Annotated in this window: 16 protein-coding genes; 8 read left to right on the top strand and 8 right to left on the bottom strand. The window is 67.5% G+C overall.

Annotated features, from left to right (window positions below; translation table 11 throughout):
- Positions 1–4 precede the first annotated feature (4 nt).
- The 3 genes from BJ963_RS19015 (at position 5) to BJ963_RS00725 (ending at position 4,722) form a co-directional block, all read left to right on the top strand.
- Complete coding sequence (locus BJ963_RS19015) at positions 5–2,470, top strand: lysozyme (RefSeq protein WP_246297967.1); 2,466 nt, start codon at positions 5–7, stop codon at positions 2,468–2,470.
- Between the two features lie 103 nt (positions 2,471–2,573).
- On the top strand, positions 2,574–3,509 hold the full coding sequence (locus tag BJ963_RS00730) for an ABC transporter permease (RefSeq protein WP_179453888.1): 936 nt from the start codon (positions 2,574–2,576) through the stop codon (positions 3,507–3,509).
- A 10-nt stretch (positions 3,510–3,519) separates the two neighbouring features.
- On the top strand, positions 3,520–4,722 hold the full coding sequence (locus tag BJ963_RS00725) for an ABC transporter ATP-binding protein (protein ID WP_179457985.1): 1,203 nt from the start codon (positions 3,520–3,522) through the stop codon (positions 4,720–4,722).
- Between the two features lie 64 nt (positions 4,723–4,786).
- On the opposite strand, the gene BJ963_RS00720 is transcribed toward BJ963_RS00725, so the two are convergent.
- Entirely contained in the window at positions 4,787–5,731 is a 945-nt protein-coding gene (locus tag BJ963_RS00720) for an NAD-dependent epimerase/dehydratase family protein (RefSeq protein WP_179457984.1), read from the bottom strand.
- Entirely contained in the window at positions 5,727–6,830 is a 1,104-nt protein-coding gene (locus BJ963_RS00715) for a glycosyltransferase domain-containing protein (RefSeq protein WP_179453886.1), read from the bottom strand. Before BJ963_RS00715 ends, BJ963_RS00720 begins: the two co-directional genes overlap by 5 nt.
- Before the next feature lie 114 nt (positions 6,831–6,944).
- On the opposite strand from BJ963_RS00715, the gene BJ963_RS00710 reads away from it, so the two are divergent.
- Positions 6,945–7,682, top strand: coding sequence for a hypothetical protein (locus BJ963_RS00710; RefSeq protein WP_179453884.1), 738 nt, complete (start codon positions 6,945–6,947; stop codon positions 7,680–7,682).
- Positions 7,683–7,687: 5 nt separating this feature from the next.
- Here BJ963_RS00710 and BJ963_RS00705 read toward each other — a convergent pair whose 3' ends face one another.
- From BJ963_RS00705 to BJ963_RS00695, 3 genes are read right to left on the bottom strand one after another with little or no spacing between them, the layout of a single operon-like run.
- Complete coding sequence (locus tag BJ963_RS00705; RefSeq protein ID WP_343037200.1) at positions 7,688–8,674, bottom strand: glycosyltransferase family 2 protein; 987 nt, start codon at positions 8,672–8,674, stop codon at positions 7,688–7,690.
- On the bottom strand, positions 8,667–9,590 hold the full coding sequence (locus BJ963_RS00700; protein ID WP_179453882.1) for an NAD-dependent epimerase/dehydratase family protein: 924 nt from the start codon (positions 9,588–9,590) through the stop codon (positions 8,667–8,669). Before BJ963_RS00700 ends, BJ963_RS00705 begins: the two co-directional genes overlap by 8 nt.
- The gene (locus BJ963_RS00695) at positions 9,583–10,782 is read right to left on the bottom strand and encodes a rhamnosyltransferase WsaF family glycosyltransferase (protein ID WP_179453880.1); all 1,200 of its coding nucleotides are present in this window, start codon (positions 10,780–10,782) and stop codon (positions 9,583–9,585) included. The genes BJ963_RS00700 and BJ963_RS00695 overlap by 8 nt, the downstream gene beginning before the upstream one ends.
- Positions 10,783–10,962: 180 nt before the next feature.
- Here BJ963_RS00695 and BJ963_RS00690 point away from each other — a divergent pair, with 180 nt between their 5' ends.
- The gene (locus tag BJ963_RS00690) at positions 10,963–11,835 is read left to right on the top strand and encodes a glycosyltransferase family 2 protein (RefSeq protein WP_246297966.1); all 873 of its coding nucleotides are present in this window, start codon (positions 10,963–10,965) and stop codon (positions 11,833–11,835) included.
- A 10-nt stretch (positions 11,836–11,845) separates the two neighbouring features.
- On the opposite strand, the gene rfbA is transcribed toward BJ963_RS00690, so the two are convergent.
- Both rfbA and BJ963_RS00680 read right to left on the bottom strand, forming a co-directional pair.
- Positions 11,846–12,709, bottom strand: a complete 864-nt coding sequence (rfbA, locus tag BJ963_RS00685; RefSeq protein ID WP_089913303.1) for a glucose-1-phosphate thymidylyltransferase RfbA — start codon at positions 12,707–12,709, stop codon at positions 11,846–11,848.
- A gap of 15 nt (positions 12,710–12,724) precedes the next feature.
- Positions 12,725–13,330 carry a dTDP-4-dehydrorhamnose 3,5-epimerase family protein gene (locus BJ963_RS00680; protein ID WP_179453878.1) on the bottom strand — a complete coding sequence of 202 codons (606 nt, stop codon included), beginning with the start codon at positions 13,328–13,330 and terminating at the stop codon, positions 12,725–12,727.
- Between the two features lie 72 nt (positions 13,331–13,402).
- On the opposite strand from BJ963_RS00680, the gene rfbB reads away from it, so the two are divergent.
- Genes rfbB through BJ963_RS00665 form a run of 3 tightly spaced genes read left to right on the top strand, consistent with a single transcriptional unit; the run spans position 13,403 to position 16,385 of the window.
- The gene (gene rfbB, locus BJ963_RS00675; protein ID WP_089913306.1) at positions 13,403–14,392 is read left to right on the top strand and encodes a dTDP-glucose 4,6-dehydratase; all 990 of its coding nucleotides are present in this window, start codon (positions 13,403–13,405) and stop codon (positions 14,390–14,392) included.
- Positions 14,392–15,240: a dTDP-4-dehydrorhamnose reductase gene (gene rfbD / locus BJ963_RS00670; RefSeq protein ID WP_179453876.1), complete on the top strand. Its 849-nt coding sequence runs from the start codon at positions 14,392–14,394 to the stop codon at positions 15,238–15,240. The genes rfbB and rfbD overlap by 1 nt, the downstream gene beginning before the upstream one ends.
- Entirely contained in the window at positions 15,237–16,385 is a 1,149-nt protein-coding gene (locus BJ963_RS00665; RefSeq protein WP_179453875.1) for a glycosyltransferase family 4 protein, read from the top strand. Before rfbD ends, BJ963_RS00665 begins: the two co-directional genes overlap by 4 nt.
- On the opposite strand, the gene BJ963_RS00660 is transcribed toward BJ963_RS00665, so the two are convergent.
- Positions 16,370–17,617 (bottom strand): acyltransferase family protein, encoded by a 1,248-nt coding sequence (locus BJ963_RS00660; protein ID WP_343037199.1) that lies wholly within the window; start codon positions 17,615–17,617, stop codon positions 16,370–16,372. The genes BJ963_RS00665 and BJ963_RS00660 overlap by 16 nt on opposite strands.
- Positions 17,618–17,710 lie beyond the last annotated feature (93 nt).

Raw genomic sequence — 17,710 nt, 5'->3', positions numbered from 1 at the left:
CCCCATGCGCTCCAGCTCGCGGACGCTCATGGCAGGGACGGCAGGAATCGCGGTGATCGCTGCCCTGACCATCGGCATCACAGCCATGCAGACCGGCACGACACCTGCCACGCCGAGTACGGTCACGGGGTCCCCCTCTCCGGACACGGTGACCGGCATCACCGACCCCGTCACGGAGTCCACCGGCCCTGGCAGCCAGGTGATCGCACCCGACCCGTCGCTGGCGACGCAGAACGCCGCGCGGAACCACAGCATGGGATCCACGCTCGAGACGTTCGACCCCGATTTTCCTCGATCGAAGAAGCAGACCCAGACGCTTTCGGTGATCGGCGGACCTCCCGGCATCGACGGCCTCGACGTGAGCGGCTGGCAGGTTCTCAGCACGGCCGACTGGTCGCGGATCGCGTCCCAGGGGGCGAAGTTCGCCTACGTCAAAGCGACGGAGGACACGGACTACGTCAGCAGCCAGTTCGCCTCCCAGTACGCCGGCTCCTACAACGCCGGGTTGCTCCACGGGGCTTACCACTTCGCGACGCCGAACACGTCGACCGGCGCAGCCCAGGCCAACTGGTTCCTGGACCACGGCGGCCAGGGCACGTCCGACGGTCGGACCATGCCTCCCCTGCTCGACATCGAGTACAACCCCTACGGACCGACGTGTTACGGGCTGAGCCAGGCGGCGATGGTGAACTGGATCGCGGACTTCTCCAACACCGTCCGGCTGCGCACGGGTCGCCTTCCTGCCATCTACTCCACGACGAACTGGTGGATTACCTGCACGGGGAACAGCTCGGCTTTCTCTGCGAGCCCGCTCTTCATCGCCCGGTACCCCAGCAACCTCTCCGATGGCGCGGGGACCCTCCCCGCGGGGTGGTCCACTTACACACTGTGGCAGTACGGCAGTACCGGTGTGTTCCCCGGCGACCAGGATGTCTTCAACGGAAGCGCCCTCGAGCTGCAGACCTTCGGTCTCAGTTCGAGCCTGATACGCACGGTGGCCAATCCGTCGGTCTACCTGGTCTCTGGCAGCACCAAGTACCCCGTAACGAATCAGGACATGCTCCAGGCGCTCTCACCGCTCGGTTCGGTCGCCTACGTCGGGCAGAGTTACCTCGATCAGTTCAGGACAGCCCAGGCCGCGTCTCGCATCATCCGCGGGCCGGACGGGTCGATCTACTTCTTCGACTCAGGGATCAAGCTGCCCATCACTTCGTGTTCACTGGTCTCCGACTACGGCGGATCCTGCGACTCCACGGGATACGTCCAGTTGAACGCGCAGCAGGCGGCTCGTTTCGTCACGGGGCCGTACGCCACCCCGCTCATCACCTCGGCGGGCGGACCGCTCTATCAGATCGCAGGCGGCTCGAAGCACGAGGTGCTGGACTCGACCTCGCTGTCGCAAGCGGGTATCAACGCGGGGGTCAACAGTCTGTCCGCCGGGGCTGTCGGCTATCTCCCGTTCGGGCAGCCCGTCGTCCGCAACGACGCGGTCGTGTCCCTACGGGGCGGAAGCGGCGGCGTCATCCTGACCGGAGGCAAGGCCTCTCCGATCGACCCGAGCGCGGCGACGCTGGCGGTGACCTCGAAGGCGGCAGGCAGCCTCAGCTCGCAGAGCATCGCGCTTCTGCCGGCGGGGGCTCCCTTCACCGGCGCATTCAAATCCGCCCAGGACGGCTCGATCAGCGTCGTGGCCGGCGACGGCATCCATACCTGGCCCGCAGGGGTGGGCGGCGCGTCGTTCGCGACCCTGACGGTGCCGGCCGCGATCCTCGGCCTGTACCCGACGGCCGCGCCCATCCAGGCAGGCACCGCGATCATGTCCGCGTCGGGGGGCACCGTCTACCTCGTGATGCCCAACGACATCCGCCCGATCAGCTCGTGGAACGCACTGCTCGCACTGTCGGCGGGCAAGACGCCTACCATCACGACCGTTCCCCAGTCGGTGATCGCGTCCCTGCCCGTCGGGCCCGTGGCGCTCGAATCGGGCACGCTCGTGCGCAATGTGAGCAGCGCCACCGTGTATCTGGTCAACGGAGTCACCAACAAGATCCCGTTCTCGACCTTCGACCCCGCGACCGAGGCCGGCTTCACGTCGTTCACCTTCACGTCGGACGACCGCCTTGCCGCCTACCCCACCTCGTCTACGCTCCTCAACTTCGGAGTGCAGTGCGGGACCACGAAATACGTGAGCGCCGGGGGCTCCATCCATGCGCTGAGCGCGACCACTGCCCCGCTCTACCCCTTCACGACGGTACAACTCGACCAGTTCACCTGCGGTCTGGTGAAGAAGGGGATAGACGCAACGGCGTTCATCCGCACACCTGACGGCTCGATCTACTACCTCAACGGGGACGGGAAGAAGCATCCCGTCTCGTCGATGGCACGATTCGCCCAGCTGGCCGGAGGACAGACCTACCTGGACGTCGCGGCGTCGTTCGGCGCCGCCTTCCCGACGGGGGCGGCGGCGTAGCCACACCCCCATCCTCGGCAAACTCCCGGGTCGCTCGGCGTTAGACTCTTCTCCGTGCTCGGGGTGTCCCGTCGCACCCCAGATCCCATTCGAGGTAGACCAAATGACTACACCTGTGGATGCGGACACGCGCGCAGCGGTGATCGAGACGCTCCCGATGGAGCACGTCGGACAGAAGTCCGGCTTCGTCCGAGGCACGCGCCGTTCGCTCGCCGATGTGTGGGCCCACCGCGAGCTGCTCGGACTGCTTGTCCGGCGCGAGCTCAAGGCCCGCTACAAGGACAGTTCCCTCGGCATCGTGTGGAGCCTCTTCCGCCCGCTCGCGCAGCTGCTTATCTACTACTTCGCGATCGGCCAGGTCCTCGGCGCCGCCCGCGCCACCCCCGACTTCGCGATCTTCGTGTTCATCGGCTTGACCATGTGGGGCCTTTTCGCCGAGATTGTCACCGGAAGCACGACGGCCATCCTGGCGAACGCAGGGCTGGTCAAGAAGGTGTATCTGCCTCGCGAGATCTTCCCGCTGAGCGCCATCGGCGGCGCGATGTTCAACTTCCTCGTCCAGCTCGTCGTGCTGGTCATCGCGATCGCGCTGCTCGCCTCCGTCCCGTTCGCCTGGAACCTGAACCTGCTACTCGCACCGCTCGCCGTGGTGACGCTCGTGGTCTTCGCGACCGCGATCGGCCTGTTCCTCTCGGCGGTGAACGTCTATCTCCGCGACACCCAGCACCTGGTGGAGATCGCGATCCTCATCCTCTTCTGGGCATCGCCGATCGTCTATTCATTCACGTACGTGAACAAGCTGCTGCACGGCAACTGGCTCGAGCAGATCTACCTGGCGAACCCTGTCACCATCGCCGTCATCGCGATGCAGAAGGCGCTGTGGACGGCCGGGTCCACCAGCACGGGCGCGCTCGCCCAGACCTGGCCGCCCAACCTCGGCATCCGCCTCCTCATCACCCTTGTCGTGAGCATCGTCCTGCTCTGGCTGTCGCAGCGGGTCTTCTCCCGCCTGCAGGGCAACTTCGCACAGGAGCTCTGAGAACATGTCCATGCCCTCCCTCGTCAGCGCCAGCGGTGTCTCCAAGCGATTCGTCCTCCACAAGGACAAGTCGCTCAAGGAGCGTCTGGTCAACTTCAGCGCCTCACGTCGTCACAAGGACGACTTCTGGGCTCTGCGCGACATCGACCTCGACATTCCGGTCGGAAGCACGGTGGGCCTCGTCGGCCACAACGGTTCCGGCAAGAGCACACTGCTCAAGGTCGTCGGCGGCATCATCCAGCCGACCACCGGCTCGGTCACGCGACGTGGCCGCATGGCCGCCCTGCTGGAACTCGGCGCCGGTTTCCACCCCGATCTGACCGGGCGCGAGAACGTCTACCTGAACGCGGCGATCCTCGGCCTCACCCGCAAGGAGACCGACCGGTACTTCGACGCGATCGTCGACTTCTCCGGCATCGAGTCGTTCATTGACACGCAGGTCAAGTTCTACAGCTCCGGCATGTATGTGCGGCTCGCCTTCGCCGTCGCCGTGCACGTCGACCCCGACCTGCTCCTGGTCGACGAGGTTCTCGCCGTCGGCGACGAGCCGTTCCAGCGCAAGTGCATGGACAAGATCGAGGAGTTCCAGCGCGAGGGCCGCACGATCGTTCTCGTCAGCCACTCAGCCGAGCAGGTCGGCCGCCTCTGCGACCGCGTGGTCGTGTTGAACCACGGCAACATGCTTTTCGACGGCGATCCCGCCGACGGACTCCGAGTGCTCCGCTTCGGTTTCGAGCAGGAGCGGCTCGAGCACGAGCGCGTCCACGGCGGCGAGCTCGTCGAGCCAGAGGCCAGGATCGCCGGCATCGACGTCGCCTCGGCGGAGTTCGACCAGGAGCGCATCATCGTGCGAGCCGCGAGCGATCTCACCCTGCGGTACCGTTACACGCTCTCGGCTCCGCAGAACCCGCTCGTCGCCGGCATCGCCATCGAGACCTCGACCGGCCAGCCGGTATACGGAGTCAACACGAAGATGCTCGACATCGACCTGCCGACCACGCCGGGCGACCATTCGGTCGACTTCTCGTTCCCCAACCACACGCTGGGCTCGGGCAACTACATCGTCCGCGGCAGCCTGGAAGAGAAGGCAGGACGGTCACTCGACCGGCTCAACCCGGCCGCGACCTTCGAGGTGGACCAGCCGCAGCACGGCTCCGGCCTGGTCCGGCTGGATGTCCGGGTCGCCGTCGACGAGCCGGCTCGCGAAGCCTGAAGTCCGGCCGAGACCCCGAAGTCTCCCGGCGCGACAAGAGTCACAGTCGCTTGACTCCTGAGCGTCAGGCACCCAGCCCGCGGACCCAGCCCCACTGGCGCTCGAGTCCGCTCTCCAAAGTCGTCCGAGGATGCCAACCGAGCGCGGTCTGCGCCTTCTCGCTGGAGCCGCCCGTGCGGAACACGTCGCCACGGACGTGCGGCTCGTACCTCACCGCGACATCGAGTCCGGTGACGGAGCGGACGACGTCGAGGACCTCGTTCACCGAGACGCTCGAGCCACCGGAGAGGTTCATGACGGGCGGAAGCGGCTGATCGGCGTCGAGAGCAGCGATCAGCGCGGAGGTGATGTCGCCGACGTACGTGAAATCTCGGATCTGCTCACCGTTTCCGAAGACCCGGATGCTCTCGCCGTCGCGCGCCGCCCTGAGGAAGCGCGTGAAGGCCATATCCGGCCGCTGGCCCGGTCCGTACACGGTGAAGAACCGGAATGCGACGGTGTCGAGACCGTCGTTCGCCCGGTAGAGCCCCACCAGATGCTCCCCGGCCAGCTTCGTCACACCGTACGGGCTGTAGGGAGCGGGCAGGGTCTCCTCGGTCGTCGGGTACGTCTCCGCCTGCCCATAGACAGAGGAGGAGGACGCGTAGATCAGACGGACGCCGGGAACGGCCTTGACGGCCTCCAGCAGACGCTGCGTCGAGAGCACGTTTGCGTGTGTGTATGCCCCGAACTGCTCACCCCAGGAGCCGCGGACTCCCGGCTGGCCGGCCAGGTGGAGAACAGCTCCAACTTCGTAACCGGCGAGCGTCTCTCCATCCAGATCGGCGACATCGCCCTCGATGAAGCGGTAACGAGGTGACGAGAGGCGCTCGACATTGGCGCGTTTGATCGCGGGGTCGTAGTAGTCGGTGAGCGCGTCGAGCCCGACGATCTCGTCGCCGCGCTGCAGCAGGCCCTCGACGAGGTTGCTTCCGATGAAACCGGCCGCGCCGGTGACGAGAACCCTAATCGGTCCGCCCTCCAGACTTGATGCGGCGCACGCCCATTCCGACGATCCGGATCGGTCTGGACAGCCGCCATGAGAAGCTGGCCGCCATGCTCGCGAGACGCCGTTCTGCCTCGGCTGCGCGCGCCTCTGCCTGCGTCATGCGCTCCTCCGCCTGAGCACGGAACTGCTCCGCCTCCGCTGCGCGGCGAGTCGCGTCCTCCGTCTCCCGCTCTCGCTCGTCGGCCCGCGACACCTGGGCGGCGACCTCGCGCTCCAGACGCGCGACCTCGGCCAGCAGCGGTCCCGTGCGTCGGCCAGTGACCGTGCTCATCGCGGCCCGTCGCTTCACGTCGACCGGCCAGCGGTGCCAGGTCGACACGTTGTTGTCCTGCGCGATTGGCTTCACCGCCACGGGACCGATCGAGAACGCCACGTTCGCCGACAGCTGGTCGCGGCGCGAGTACCGCAGCACGTGCTCGAACCAGATCCGCATGGTCTCGGCGACCTCGGGCGTCCGGCGCCGCGCGAGCATTCCGTTCCAGAACGGATGCTCGAGCAAGACGTCCGGGTAGGCCTCCGCATAGTGGAGCAGCTGCTCGTTGACCCGTCCGGCGTCGTCGTAGTTGAGCCGGACGATCTCATCGAACTCATCGATGACACGGTCGCGCCAGCTGTGCTGCAGTGCTGCGAAGTCAGCATCGCTCAGCCACTCGTCGAGGATCGTGTCCGGCGTCGCCTCCAACAGCACCGAGTTGTCGATGTACAGAGTCTCGTCGAACTCCTCCAACATCGGATGTCCCTGGATCTTGTAGTGCCGCTGGCTGCGCACGAGGTCGAAGCGGAACGGGATGTCGACCTTGACGATGGTCCACGTTTCGCTGACGAGATCATCGCGGTCGGTGAAGCAGATGAACGGGATGTCGGTCTGCGCGGCGACCGGTTGCTCGCTGATTTCTTCGTAGTCGCCCAGCAGGGCGGTATAGACCGCGCGGCGCGGTGTCATGGGGCCTCTTTCTTCGGGTGGGTGCCGGGAGGACGTCCTTGTCGGCCGGCAGAGAAATCCCAACAACTCTACCGGGCTAGACTCGACGCCATGTTCACACGCGTGCGCCGGATCCATTTCGTGTACGCCGAGGAATTTGCAGGAGCAGGTTCGACCGTGATGCGAGGGGAGCAGCTCTCCCTGCTGGCGTCCGACGCGCTCGGTCGCACCGCCGAGGTGTCCTACCGGCCGTTGACCGACGACTTCCGCAATGCGACCCTGTTCCTGACCAAGGGCGCCCTGAAGGTCGCGACAGCGGAACGTCTCCAGGCGCTGAGGGACGCGGGCAACCGGATGCTGTTCGACGTGGTGGATGAAGCTCCGCCACCGACGACAGGATTCGCCGACGCTCTGGTGGCCGCTTCGATCACCGCGTTCCTCGATCTCCAACGCGACCACCCGGGCATCGAGGTGCTGCTGGTGAACCACCACGTCGATCCTCGCCTGGATGCGGCCGCGGCCGGCGACCGGCCGGCCGATCGGCTGCGCGCCGGGTATTTCGGAGAGCTCGTCAACGCTGTTCTCTCGCCGGCAATCGAGGAGATCGTCACCCCGGTGCTGGTCGACACGTCTCGTCAGGACCCCGCCTGGCTTGCCCGCGTGCCCGAGTTCAACCTCCACTACGCTGTTCGCCGCTTCCGGGCAGCCGACCTGCACAAGCCGTTCCTCAAAGGGTTCACGGCCGCGCATGCGGGGTGCAACATCCTGATTCAGCGCGGCCAGGTGGAGGCGCTGCACTGGCTGGGCGACGACTACCCGTATCTCATCGCGGGCGAGCCGGACGATGCGGCCATCGTCGCCGAACTTGAGCGGCTGCGCGACGACTTCGGCTCGCCAGCATGGCAGTCGGGCCTCGAGACGATGCGCGGGGTCCGTGAACGCACGAGCCGCCAGCGCATCGCCGCAGAGGTGGCGCGCGCCCTCCGCTGACCTGCCTACGCCGAGGTCTTGCGGGAATGCTCCAGAGAGCCGGCGCGAACGGCCTTCTCGTCGTTCACATCGATGAGGGTGGAGTCGCGGTAGCTCTGCCACTTCACGACCTGATAGGGCGGGTTGAGCGCCAGCCAGTAGAGCTTGCGGCGCCACGAGAAGTCCGGGTCCCGAAGGATCCGCAGCGTGTCCCCCACGATCCCCCGCGCCGTGAGCCGCAGCTGAGCGGACTTCGTCATGGGCGGGATCGGGAACCCGATCTGCCGGAGCCCCACGGTCTCGTCGAAGACCCTGCGCTTGTACTCGGCTCGGGTGAGGTCGTTTGAGTGCTCGACCGCCGCGCGGCCGGCGTACGCCTTGCGGTAGCCCGCTTCGAGAAGGTCGCGCCCGAAGAGCTGGTCCTCGGCGTAGCGCACGTCCCGGTACGGAACGACGTCCCGCAAAAAGTCGCGACGGGCTGCCGAGTTGACATCGGAATAGAAGCTGATCGCGCCCATCACGCCCTCGTCGCGCACGAAGTCGTCCTTGTAGAAAACCGAAGTGCCGAAGTCGGGTCCGAACCCGGCGAACACACCCTTGATCTCGTACTTCAGCAAGGGGAAGCAGCCGGGACGGGGGATCTGCTTTCCCATCACGCCGACGATCTTCTCATCGAGCTCGAACGGTGCGAGCAATTCGCGCAACCATGACTCGGAGGCGGGGATCGCGTCGTGCGTCAGGTAGGCGACGAAGCGGCCCGTGGCCAGCTGCGCAGCCAGATTCCGGGTGCGGCCGTGACCGAACTCCGAATTCGGGATCTCATGGAGCCGCACCTCTGGGAACGAGCGGACGATGCTCAGCGTCCGGTCCGTTGACCCCGAGTCGATGACCAGCACCTCCACCGACCCGGGGTAGTCCTGGCGCCGGATCATCTCGAGGATGCGGGCGAGGTACTCCTCGCCGTTGTAGGTGAGGATGGCGATCGTCACGTCCACGGGCTCGGCGTCAGACACGCTGGCTCCTGATCTCTTCATAGGTGCGCGCGATCCCTGCGTGCAACCCCAGAGGGCGCTCCAGCGGACCGAACTCGTCGTTGTACCTTGCAGTGTCGAGCACGACCCGCTGAACGAAGGTCGGCGGGCTGGGGCGCACCTCCACAGCAAAGTCCACACCGGTGACCTCGCGGAGGGTGGACAGGATCTCGCTGACCGTCGAGCCGTGCCCGCTGCCCATGTTGTAGAGCCGATGACGGGAGGGCCTGCCGATCAACGGGAGGATCATCCGTACCAGGTCTTCGACGTAGATGTAGTCGCGGACCATGCTCCCGTCGCCGAGCTGGACCACCGGCTCACCGTTGGCGATACGACGCAGCGCGATCGGGATGATCCCCTGCTTGCGGTTCGCGTGCTGCCTGGTCCCATAGGGGTTCGAGATGCGCAGGATGGTGTAGTCGAGCCCGTGGGACAGGCGGAAGTACTCCAGGTAGTGCTCGATGGTGAGCTTGCCGATGCCGTAGGGCGAAACGGGAAGGGCACGGTCGGCCTCGGAGTACTCCGGCTTGCCCTGATCGCCGTAGATCGCACCGCCGGTCGACGCGTAGAAGACGCGCTCGACACCTGCGTTCACGCAGCTCTCCAGCAGTTCCACCGTCTGTGCGACGTTCGTGCGGATGTCGAGCGTGGGATCGCCGGCAGCGGTTGCGGGAGTCGTCGTGGAGAGGAAGTGGAAGACGTAGCGCTGCCCGGTCACCGCCTCCTCCAGATCCGAACGGCTGAGGAAGTCCCCCGTCACCGTGCGGGCGACCGCCTGGAACGATGGCCGCGCCGAGAAGCGATCGAACGCGGTCACGTCGAAGCCCTCGCGCGCGAGCGCGTCGACGAGGTGGGAGCCGAGGAACCCGTTGGCCCCGATGACAGCTGCCCTATCCACGCATCGCCCTCTCGAACGCGGTCACGAACGTCTTCCCGGAGTCTGCCCACGTGGTACCGGCCACCGACTGGGAGATGCGGCGGGCGTGTTCCGGCGCATCCGGACGGTCGATCACCTCGGCGAGCTTGCGGGCGATCGCGACGGGAGATGCGGGGACGTACTCGATGAAGGGGTTGTCGGACACCATCCGGTTGTTGGGTCCGTCGTTGACGACCGGCACCACACCGCTCGCGAGCAGTTCGAGCGGAAGCAGCGACATGTTGGACAACGAAAGGACGAGACCGGCCGCGCAACGGTTGTACACCGCGTTGAGCTCGCTCAGCTGCAGGCTCGAGAGGTTGGTGTAATCGAACGGGATCTCCCAGTTGGAGACGTCCCAGCCGGCTAGGTTGATCGTCACGTCCGGGCGCATCCGGGCGAAGTCCTCTAGGGCGACCAGACCGAACTCGAACGCACGGCGCGGGGTCACCGGGCGGGCATAGAAGAAGATCTCGTTGCGCCGATCGGTGTTCTCGAACCGGTACAGGCTGCGGTCCACGGAGAAGTCAAAGGAGTCGGCCTTCATGCCGAACTCGCTGCTGAGCTTGTGGGCCAGCCAGCCGCCCGCGGTGATCCCGTGGAAACCGAAGCGATAGGTGTTCTCGGCGAGGAGAGCTTCGGAGCCCAGCGGGTAGAAGAGAGGCTCGTAATCCTGTACGAAGTAGAACCGGCGGGCGTTGCCCGGGTCGAGAAAGGCAGGGTACGCCGTCTCCCAGCCGGTGGCGAAGATCGCGTCGGTGCCGTCGGCCACGCCGGTGGTCCGGTCCCAGACCCGGATCTCACCCTCGAGATGCGGGTACGCCTCGGAGGACTCCAGCATCCCGCGGACGACCTGGAGATCGACCGCGACTTCTCCCGCGTGGTACAGGTAAACATCGCAGCGGTGACCCGCCTCCTCCGCGAACTTGATGAAGCGGAAGAGATTCTGGTGTCCGCCGCTCTCCTTGCCCGGGGGAGACATGATCCACGCGATTCGCGAAGGGCGATCGACGACGGTGACGGGATCGGTGATACGGCCGGGCAGCTCGGTCCAGTCGACGGCCGCGGCATCGCGGAGGTCGACGAGCAGGCGAGGCTTCTGGCTGCCGGTGACCGCATTGACCTTGCCGCGGAGGTAGCCGAGAGTCGCCCGAAGACCGTGGTTCTTGAGCATCAGCGAGCCGGTCCGGGCCTTTCGGACGATGACACGGGGCCCCCGCTCGACCGCGCGTGTGAAGAGTTTGCCTACAGATGCCACGTCGTTCGTCTTCCTGAGTTTCGCCCTACATCACTGCTACTGGTCGCTGCCGTCCGTAATCTTCCCATACCCGCTTGGGAGCATCGCTCAGGGGTCATGAAGTACGCTGTCATGGTGCTCCGATCAGTTGAGGCGACGGCCGTCGTGACCGTCAGCTACAACTCCAGCGGGCAGCTCGACTCCTTCCTGTCCTCGCTCGACAATGAGATCCGCGCCGGCGTCCGGGTCGTGATCGCGGACAACGCGTCGGGCGACACGGCCGAGACCCAGCGAATAGCCGATGCACACGGAGCGCAGGTGCTGCCGCTCTCTGACAACCTCGGCTACGGCGGTGCCGTGAATCGTGCCGTGGCCTCTCTCTCTGCCTCGGTCGACGCGGTGCTGATCTGCAATCCGGACGTCCTGGTCGGCGAGGACGCTCTCGACACACTCCGCGAACGGCTCGACGCCGATCCCACCATCGGCGCGGTCGGACCGCGCATCCTGAATGAGGACGGGACGCTCTACCCGTCCGCCCGCCGCATCCCGTCGCTGCGCACCGGCATCGGGCACGCCCTGTTCGTCCGCGTCTGGCCGGCCAACCCCTGGACGAAGGCCTACCGCTCCGAGAACCAGGTGAGCGCTCGCGATGTCGGCTGGCTGTCCGGCGCGTGCTTGCTCGTGCGCCGGTCGGTCTTCGAGGAGCTCGGCGGGTTCGACGAGGGGTACTTCATGTACTTCGAGGATGTCGACCTCGGCTACCGGGTCGGCCGCGCCGGGTTCCGCAACCGCTACGAGCCTGCCGCGTCGGTCGTGCACGTTGGCGGCCTGTCGACGCAAGCGGAGTCGCGCCGGATGGTGCGCGTGCACCACGCGAGCGCGTACCGCTTCCTCGCGAACAAGTACCGCGGGCCGCTGCTCGCGCCGGTGCGCGCCGTGCTTCGCGCCGCCCTCGCGGCGCGCGCCTGGCTGCTGACCCGGCGACCCTAGCCCCGCGCGCTCACCCCTCGACGAGGCGCATCAGGTACCGGCCGTAGCCGCTCTTGACGAGCGGAGCCGCCAGCTCGGCGAGCGCCGCGTCATCGATCCAACCGGCGCGCCAGGCGATCTCCTCGATGCAGCCGACCTTGAAACCCTGGCGGTCCTCGATCACGCGCACGTACTCCGAGGCCTGCATCATCGACTCGAATGTGCCGGTGTCGAGCCACGCGGTGCCGCGGTCGAGTACCTGCACCTGCAGCTTGCCCGCCTGCAGATAGCGCTCGTTCACAGTCGAGATCTCCAGCTCGCCGCGCGCGCTCGGCTCGATCGTCTTGGCGATCTCCACGACCGAATTGTCGTAGAAGTAGAGGCCGGGAACGGCATACGTGCTCTTCGGCTGCGCCGGCTTCTCCTCGATGGAGATCGCTTTGAAGTCGTCGTCGAACTCCACGACTCCGTACGCCTTCGGGTCGCTCACCTGGTACGCGAAGATCACCGCTCCGTCGACCTCTGTGTGGTTGTGCAGCGCCGAGCCGAGGCCGGTGCCGTGGAAGATGTTGTCGCCGAGCACGAGGGCCACGGACTCGTCGCCGATGAACTCCTCGCCGATGATGAAGGCCTGCGCGAGACCGTCGGGCGAGGGCTGCACCGCGTACTCGATCCGGATGCCGAGCTGCGAGCCGTCGCCGAAGAGGGCGCGGAACTGCTCGTTGTACTCCGGCGTCGTGATGATCAGGATCTCGTTGATCCCTGCCATCATGAGCGTGGACAGCGGGTAGTAGACCATCGGCTTGTCGTAGATCGGCATCAGCTGCTTCGAGATGCCCTTTGTGATGGGCCACAGCCGGGTGCCGGATCCGCCGGCCAGGATGATTCCGCGCATGTGTGGAACGATTCCTTACTTGTTGTCGAGGGACGCGTAGAAGGCTCGCGCCGCGTCCCAGCTGGGGAGCAGACCGCTCTCGGCGGCCTCGGCGAGGCCCGGCGCATCCGTGTCCTTCGGCGAGAGCAGGAGCTCGTCGGCCGGGACGGGGAACTCGAGGGCGATCTGCTCGTCGAGGGGATTGATCCCGTGCTCCCGCGTCGGGTTGTACACGTCGGTCACGAGGTAGCTGACGGTCGCGCCGTCGGTCAAGGCCACGAAGCAGTGCCCGACGCCCTCGGCGACGTAGATCGCCCGGCGGTCCGTGTCGTCGAGGAGGACGGAGTCCCACTGGCCGAACGTCGGCGAGCCGACCCGGATGTCGACCACGAAGTCGAGGACGGCGCCGTGCGGAGCCGTCACGTACTTGGCCTGGCTCGGCGGGATGTCGGCGAAGTGGATGCCGCGAACGGAGCCCTTGCGCGACACCGAGGTGTTGGCCTGCTTGAGATCGAGCGAGTGGCCGACGACCTCCTCGAGCCGGTCGAACCGGTAGAACTCGAAGAACAGGCCCCGGTCGTCCTGGTGTTGCCGAGGGGTGATCTCATAGGTGTCGGGGATCGAGAGCTCGCGGATCTGCACCACGGGAGTCTACCAATCTGTGACCTGTAGACTCTCAGGCGGTTTCCCGACAGAAAAGAGCCTGGACTCCCTATGAAGATTCTCGTCACTGGCGGGGCCGGTTTCATCGGCTCCAACTTCGTCCGCCGCACGCTGCAGGACGCCTACCCCGGCCTCGAGGGCGCCGAGGTCGTCGTGCTCGACGCGCTGACCTATTCCGGCAACCTGGCCAACCTGGCGCCGGTCGCCGACTCTCCGCGCTACACGTTCGTTAAGGGCGACATCCGCGACGGCGGGCTGCTCGACGAGCTCTTCCCCACGGTGGATGCCGTCGTCCACTTCGCGGCCGAGTCGCACGTCGACCGTTCGGTGCGCGACGCCTCGATCTTCGTCGAGACCAACGTGCTCGGCACCCAGCAGCTGCTCGACGCGGCGCTGCGGAACAACCTGAAGCGCTTCGTGCACGTCTCGACCGACGAGGTCTACGGTTCGATCGCCGAGGGCTCCTGGGCGGAGGACCGCCCGCTCGAGCCGAACTCGCCGTACTCGGCGTCGAAGGCCGGCAGCGACCTTCTCGCGCGCAGCTACTTCCGCACGCACGGGCTCAACCTGTCGATCACGCGCTGCTCGAACAACTACGGGCCGTACCACTTCCCCGAGAAGGTCATCCCGCTGTTCGTGACGAACCTGATCGACGACAAGCACGTCCCGCTCTACGGCGAGGGCAACAACATCCGCGACTGGCTGCACGTCGACGACCACACCCGCGGCATCGCGATGGTGCTCGTGAACGGCCGCGCCGGCGAGATCTACAACATCGGCGGCGGAACGGAGCTCACCAACAAGGAGCTGACCCAGCTGCTGCTCGACGCGACCGGCAAGGACTGGTCGTACGTCGACCGCGTCGCCGACCGCCTCGGCCACGACCTGCGCTACTCGGTCGACATCTCCAAGATCCGCTCCGAGCTCGGCTACGAGCCTCTGGTGCCGTTCCAGCAGGGCCTCGCCGACGTCGTCCAGTGGTACCGCGACAACCGGGCCTGGTGGGAGCCCCTGAAGGCCCGCGCGGCACTCGACAACTGATGTCCATCCTCATCGCCGGTGCGGCCGGGATGCTGGGCCAGGACCTGCAGAAGGCGCTGGCCGGCCGCGAGGTCACGGCGCTCTCGCGTGCCGACCTCGACGTCACCGACCGGGGCGCCGTGCTCGCCGCGGCCGCCGGTCACGACGTGATCGTCAACGCCTCGGCCTACACGAAGGTGGACGACGCGGAGACGCACGAGGACGACGCCTACGCCATCAACGCGCTGGGCACCGAGAACCTGGCGATCGCCGCTGGGCGCGGCGGAGCGCGATTCGTCACCGTCTCGACGGACTACGTCTTCGACGGGCACGCGACGGCGCCGTACGCGGAGGACACCCCCCGCGACCCGATCAACGCCTACGGCCGTACCAAGGCCGCCGGTGAGGAGCTGGCGCTGGCCGCGCATCCCGATGGCACGTTCGTCGTCCGGACCGCGTGGCTCTACGGCGCAGGCGGGGCGAACTTCGCGAAGACCATGGTGAAGCTCGCGGGCAGCCACGAGACCGTGAGCGTCGTGGACGACCAGTTCGGCCAGCCCACCTGGACGGGCGACCTGGCCGCGCAGATCGTCGCCCTGCTCGACAGCGACGCCCCGGCGGGGGTGTACCACGGCACCAACTCCGGCCAGACCAGCTGGTACGGGTTCGCCCGCGCGATCTTCGCGCAGGCCGGCCTCGATCCCGAGCGGGTGAAGCCCACCGACAGCTCGACCTTCGTTCGGCCGGCACCGCGCCCGTCGTACTCCGTGCTCGGCCATGACGGCTGGGCGCGAGCAGGTCTCTCCCCCATGCGGCCGTGGCAGGACGCCCTCGCGGCGGCGACGGCGGACGGACTCTTCGCCGGATGACCACACTCCGGGTGATCGTCGACGAGCTCGTCGGAGACGAGCCCGGTGGCGCGCGCCGCTACACGGAGGAGCTCACCCGTCAGCTCATCGCCACGGCGCCGCGGGACTGCGACGTCGAGGCCGTCGTGTCGAACATCGGCGACGAGCAGCTGCAGGCGGTCCGGGACCGCCTGCCGGGCGTCGCGGCGGTCACCCGCCTGCCCCTCGCGCGGCGGGAGCTCGCCCTGGCCTGGCAGTCGGGGCTCGCGGTCGGCGGGCACCCGGGGATGCTGCACGCCCCCACCCTCCTCGCGCCGCTGCGCAAGCACGGGCAGCTCGACACCCCGCAGCAGATCGCGGTGACGATCCACGACACCCTGGCCTGGACGCATCCCGAGGCCCTCGGATCCGCCGCAGCCCTGTGGACCAAGGCGATGGCGAAGCGGGCGAGGAAGCACGCGGACGCCATCGTCGTCCCGACCCACGCCGTCGCGGACCGGCTCGGCGACCTCATCGATTTCGGCGACCGAATCCGGGTCATCGGCGGAGCGCCCGCGACCGCCCTGCGGCTGCCTCCGGACGCCGACGAGCGCGCGGAGCGGCTCGGGCTTCCCGAGCGGTACGCGTTCACGCTCGGAACGGTGGAGCCGCGCAAGGGCATCGCCCCGCTGATCCGCGCCGTCGCGCGCCCCGAGGCGCAGGGCATCCCGCTGCTGATCGCCGGTCCCGACCGCGTCGGCGAGCGCTCGGCGACCGGTGTCGCCGCCGCTGCCGGGCTGCCGGAAGACCGCGTGCGCCCGCTCGGCCGCCTCGACGACGGCGACCTCGCCGTCGCGCTCGACCGGGCCACCCTGTTCGTCTACCCGAGCGTCGCCGAGGGTTTCGGTCTGCCCATCGTCGAAGCGTTCAAGTTCGGGCTGCCCGTCCTCCACTCGGACGACGCCGCCCTCGTCGAGGTCGCCGCGGGCGCTGGCGTCGTGGTCGAGCGCCCGGCTCCGGGTGAGGACGACGAGCCGTATGCCGAGCGCCTCGCGGCGGCCATCGGCCGGGTCCTGTCAGATGCCGAGCTGAGGGCGCGCCTCGGCGTGCTGGCCTCCGACCGGGCACGGGCGTTCAGCTGGCGGGACTCCGCCGAGCGCGTCTGGCAGCTTCACGCCGACCTCTGACCCGCCGCCTGCGGAGTCCGATCGTCGGTCCGTGCACCGGAGTTCCGCGACTCCTCCTCGCCGTCGCGACCGAACCACGTGCGGTAGCGCTCGGATGCCCAGTTCCCGACGGCCTTCGACCAGCCGTGGCTCCGCTTCTCGATCAGCCAGGTGAAGCCGACCGCGACCAGGACGGCCACGGGAATGCCGAACAGCAGCGGCACGTACCAGGGCTCGTCCGCGAACAGGTAGGTGCTGAAGATGAGGATCGGCACGTGGACGAGGTACAGGCTGAACGAGATCGTCCCGGTGAACTGCACGGGGCGCGTGTCGAGCACGGCGCGCAACGGCTTCCAGCCGAGTGCGGCCACCACGAGACCGGCGGCGGCGAGCGGCACCAGACCCTTCAGCGCAGGCTCCAGCTCGGGGATCTCGCCCACGTTCGGTCCGACCAGCCACGGTGCGATGAGCAGCAGGAGGCTGGCCACCGTCAGGCCTGCCCAGAGCGGGTGCCGGTACCAGTGGGTGTTGATGCGGTCGGCGACGTTGCGCACCGCCTCCAGGCGGACCGCGATGACGGCGCCGACGAAGAACGCCGGGAGGTATTGCAGCGCACCGGAGTCGGCGTGCACACCGAGGTAGGTGAGTGCGCACGCGGCGGCGAGGCCGCCCATCCACCACTTCCGCACGGCGAGCGCCGCGACCGCGAAGATCGGCAGGGCGAGCGAGAACAGCAGCTCCCAGCGGAGCGACCACAGCGGATTGTTGATCTGCCCGTCTCCGCCGAGGAGGTCCCAGGCCTTGACGATGTACTCCCAGCTGAAGCTCGGCGTGGAGGAGTTGCTCAGCCAGGTGCCCTTCGGCTGCGTCGACACCTGCGGGATGGCCATCACCCAGACCGCGGCCAGCACGACGGATGCCATCACCGGCACCAGGAGCCGCACGGCGCGCCGGGGGAAGTAGGCGACCCAGTCGAAGCCGCGCTTGCGGATCACCGGGAGCGTGACGACGAGTCCGGAGAGCACGAAGAAGACGACGACCGACTCCACCCCGGCCGTCGCGAGCTTCAGCGGGGTGTAGCTGATCCACCACATCGCGGAGCCCGTCGGAGCCGACCCCGTGCCGGGTGCGCCCGGGAAATCCGGGTTCGTGTACATGGCGTGATGGAGCAGGACGACCACAGCGGCGATGCCGCGCAGACCGTCCAGCGCCGCCAAACGGCCGCCCGTCGTCTGTTTCGTCCTCTCTGCCACCGTTACACCTGTACCCGTCATAGGCGGGCGACGGTACCCATCCGGCCTGGGCGGTTCCTGTGACCTGTTCAGGGGTCACCTGGATGCGCGCAC

It is taken from the genome of Leifsonia soli, from assembly GCF_013408745.1.
GTDB classification, from domain to species: Bacteria; Actinomycetota; Actinomycetes; order Actinomycetales; family Microbacteriaceae; genus Leifsonia; species Leifsonia soli.
The sequence above is the reverse complement of the archived record's forward strand: the minus strand, read 5'-3'. Positions and strand labels throughout refer to the sequence as shown.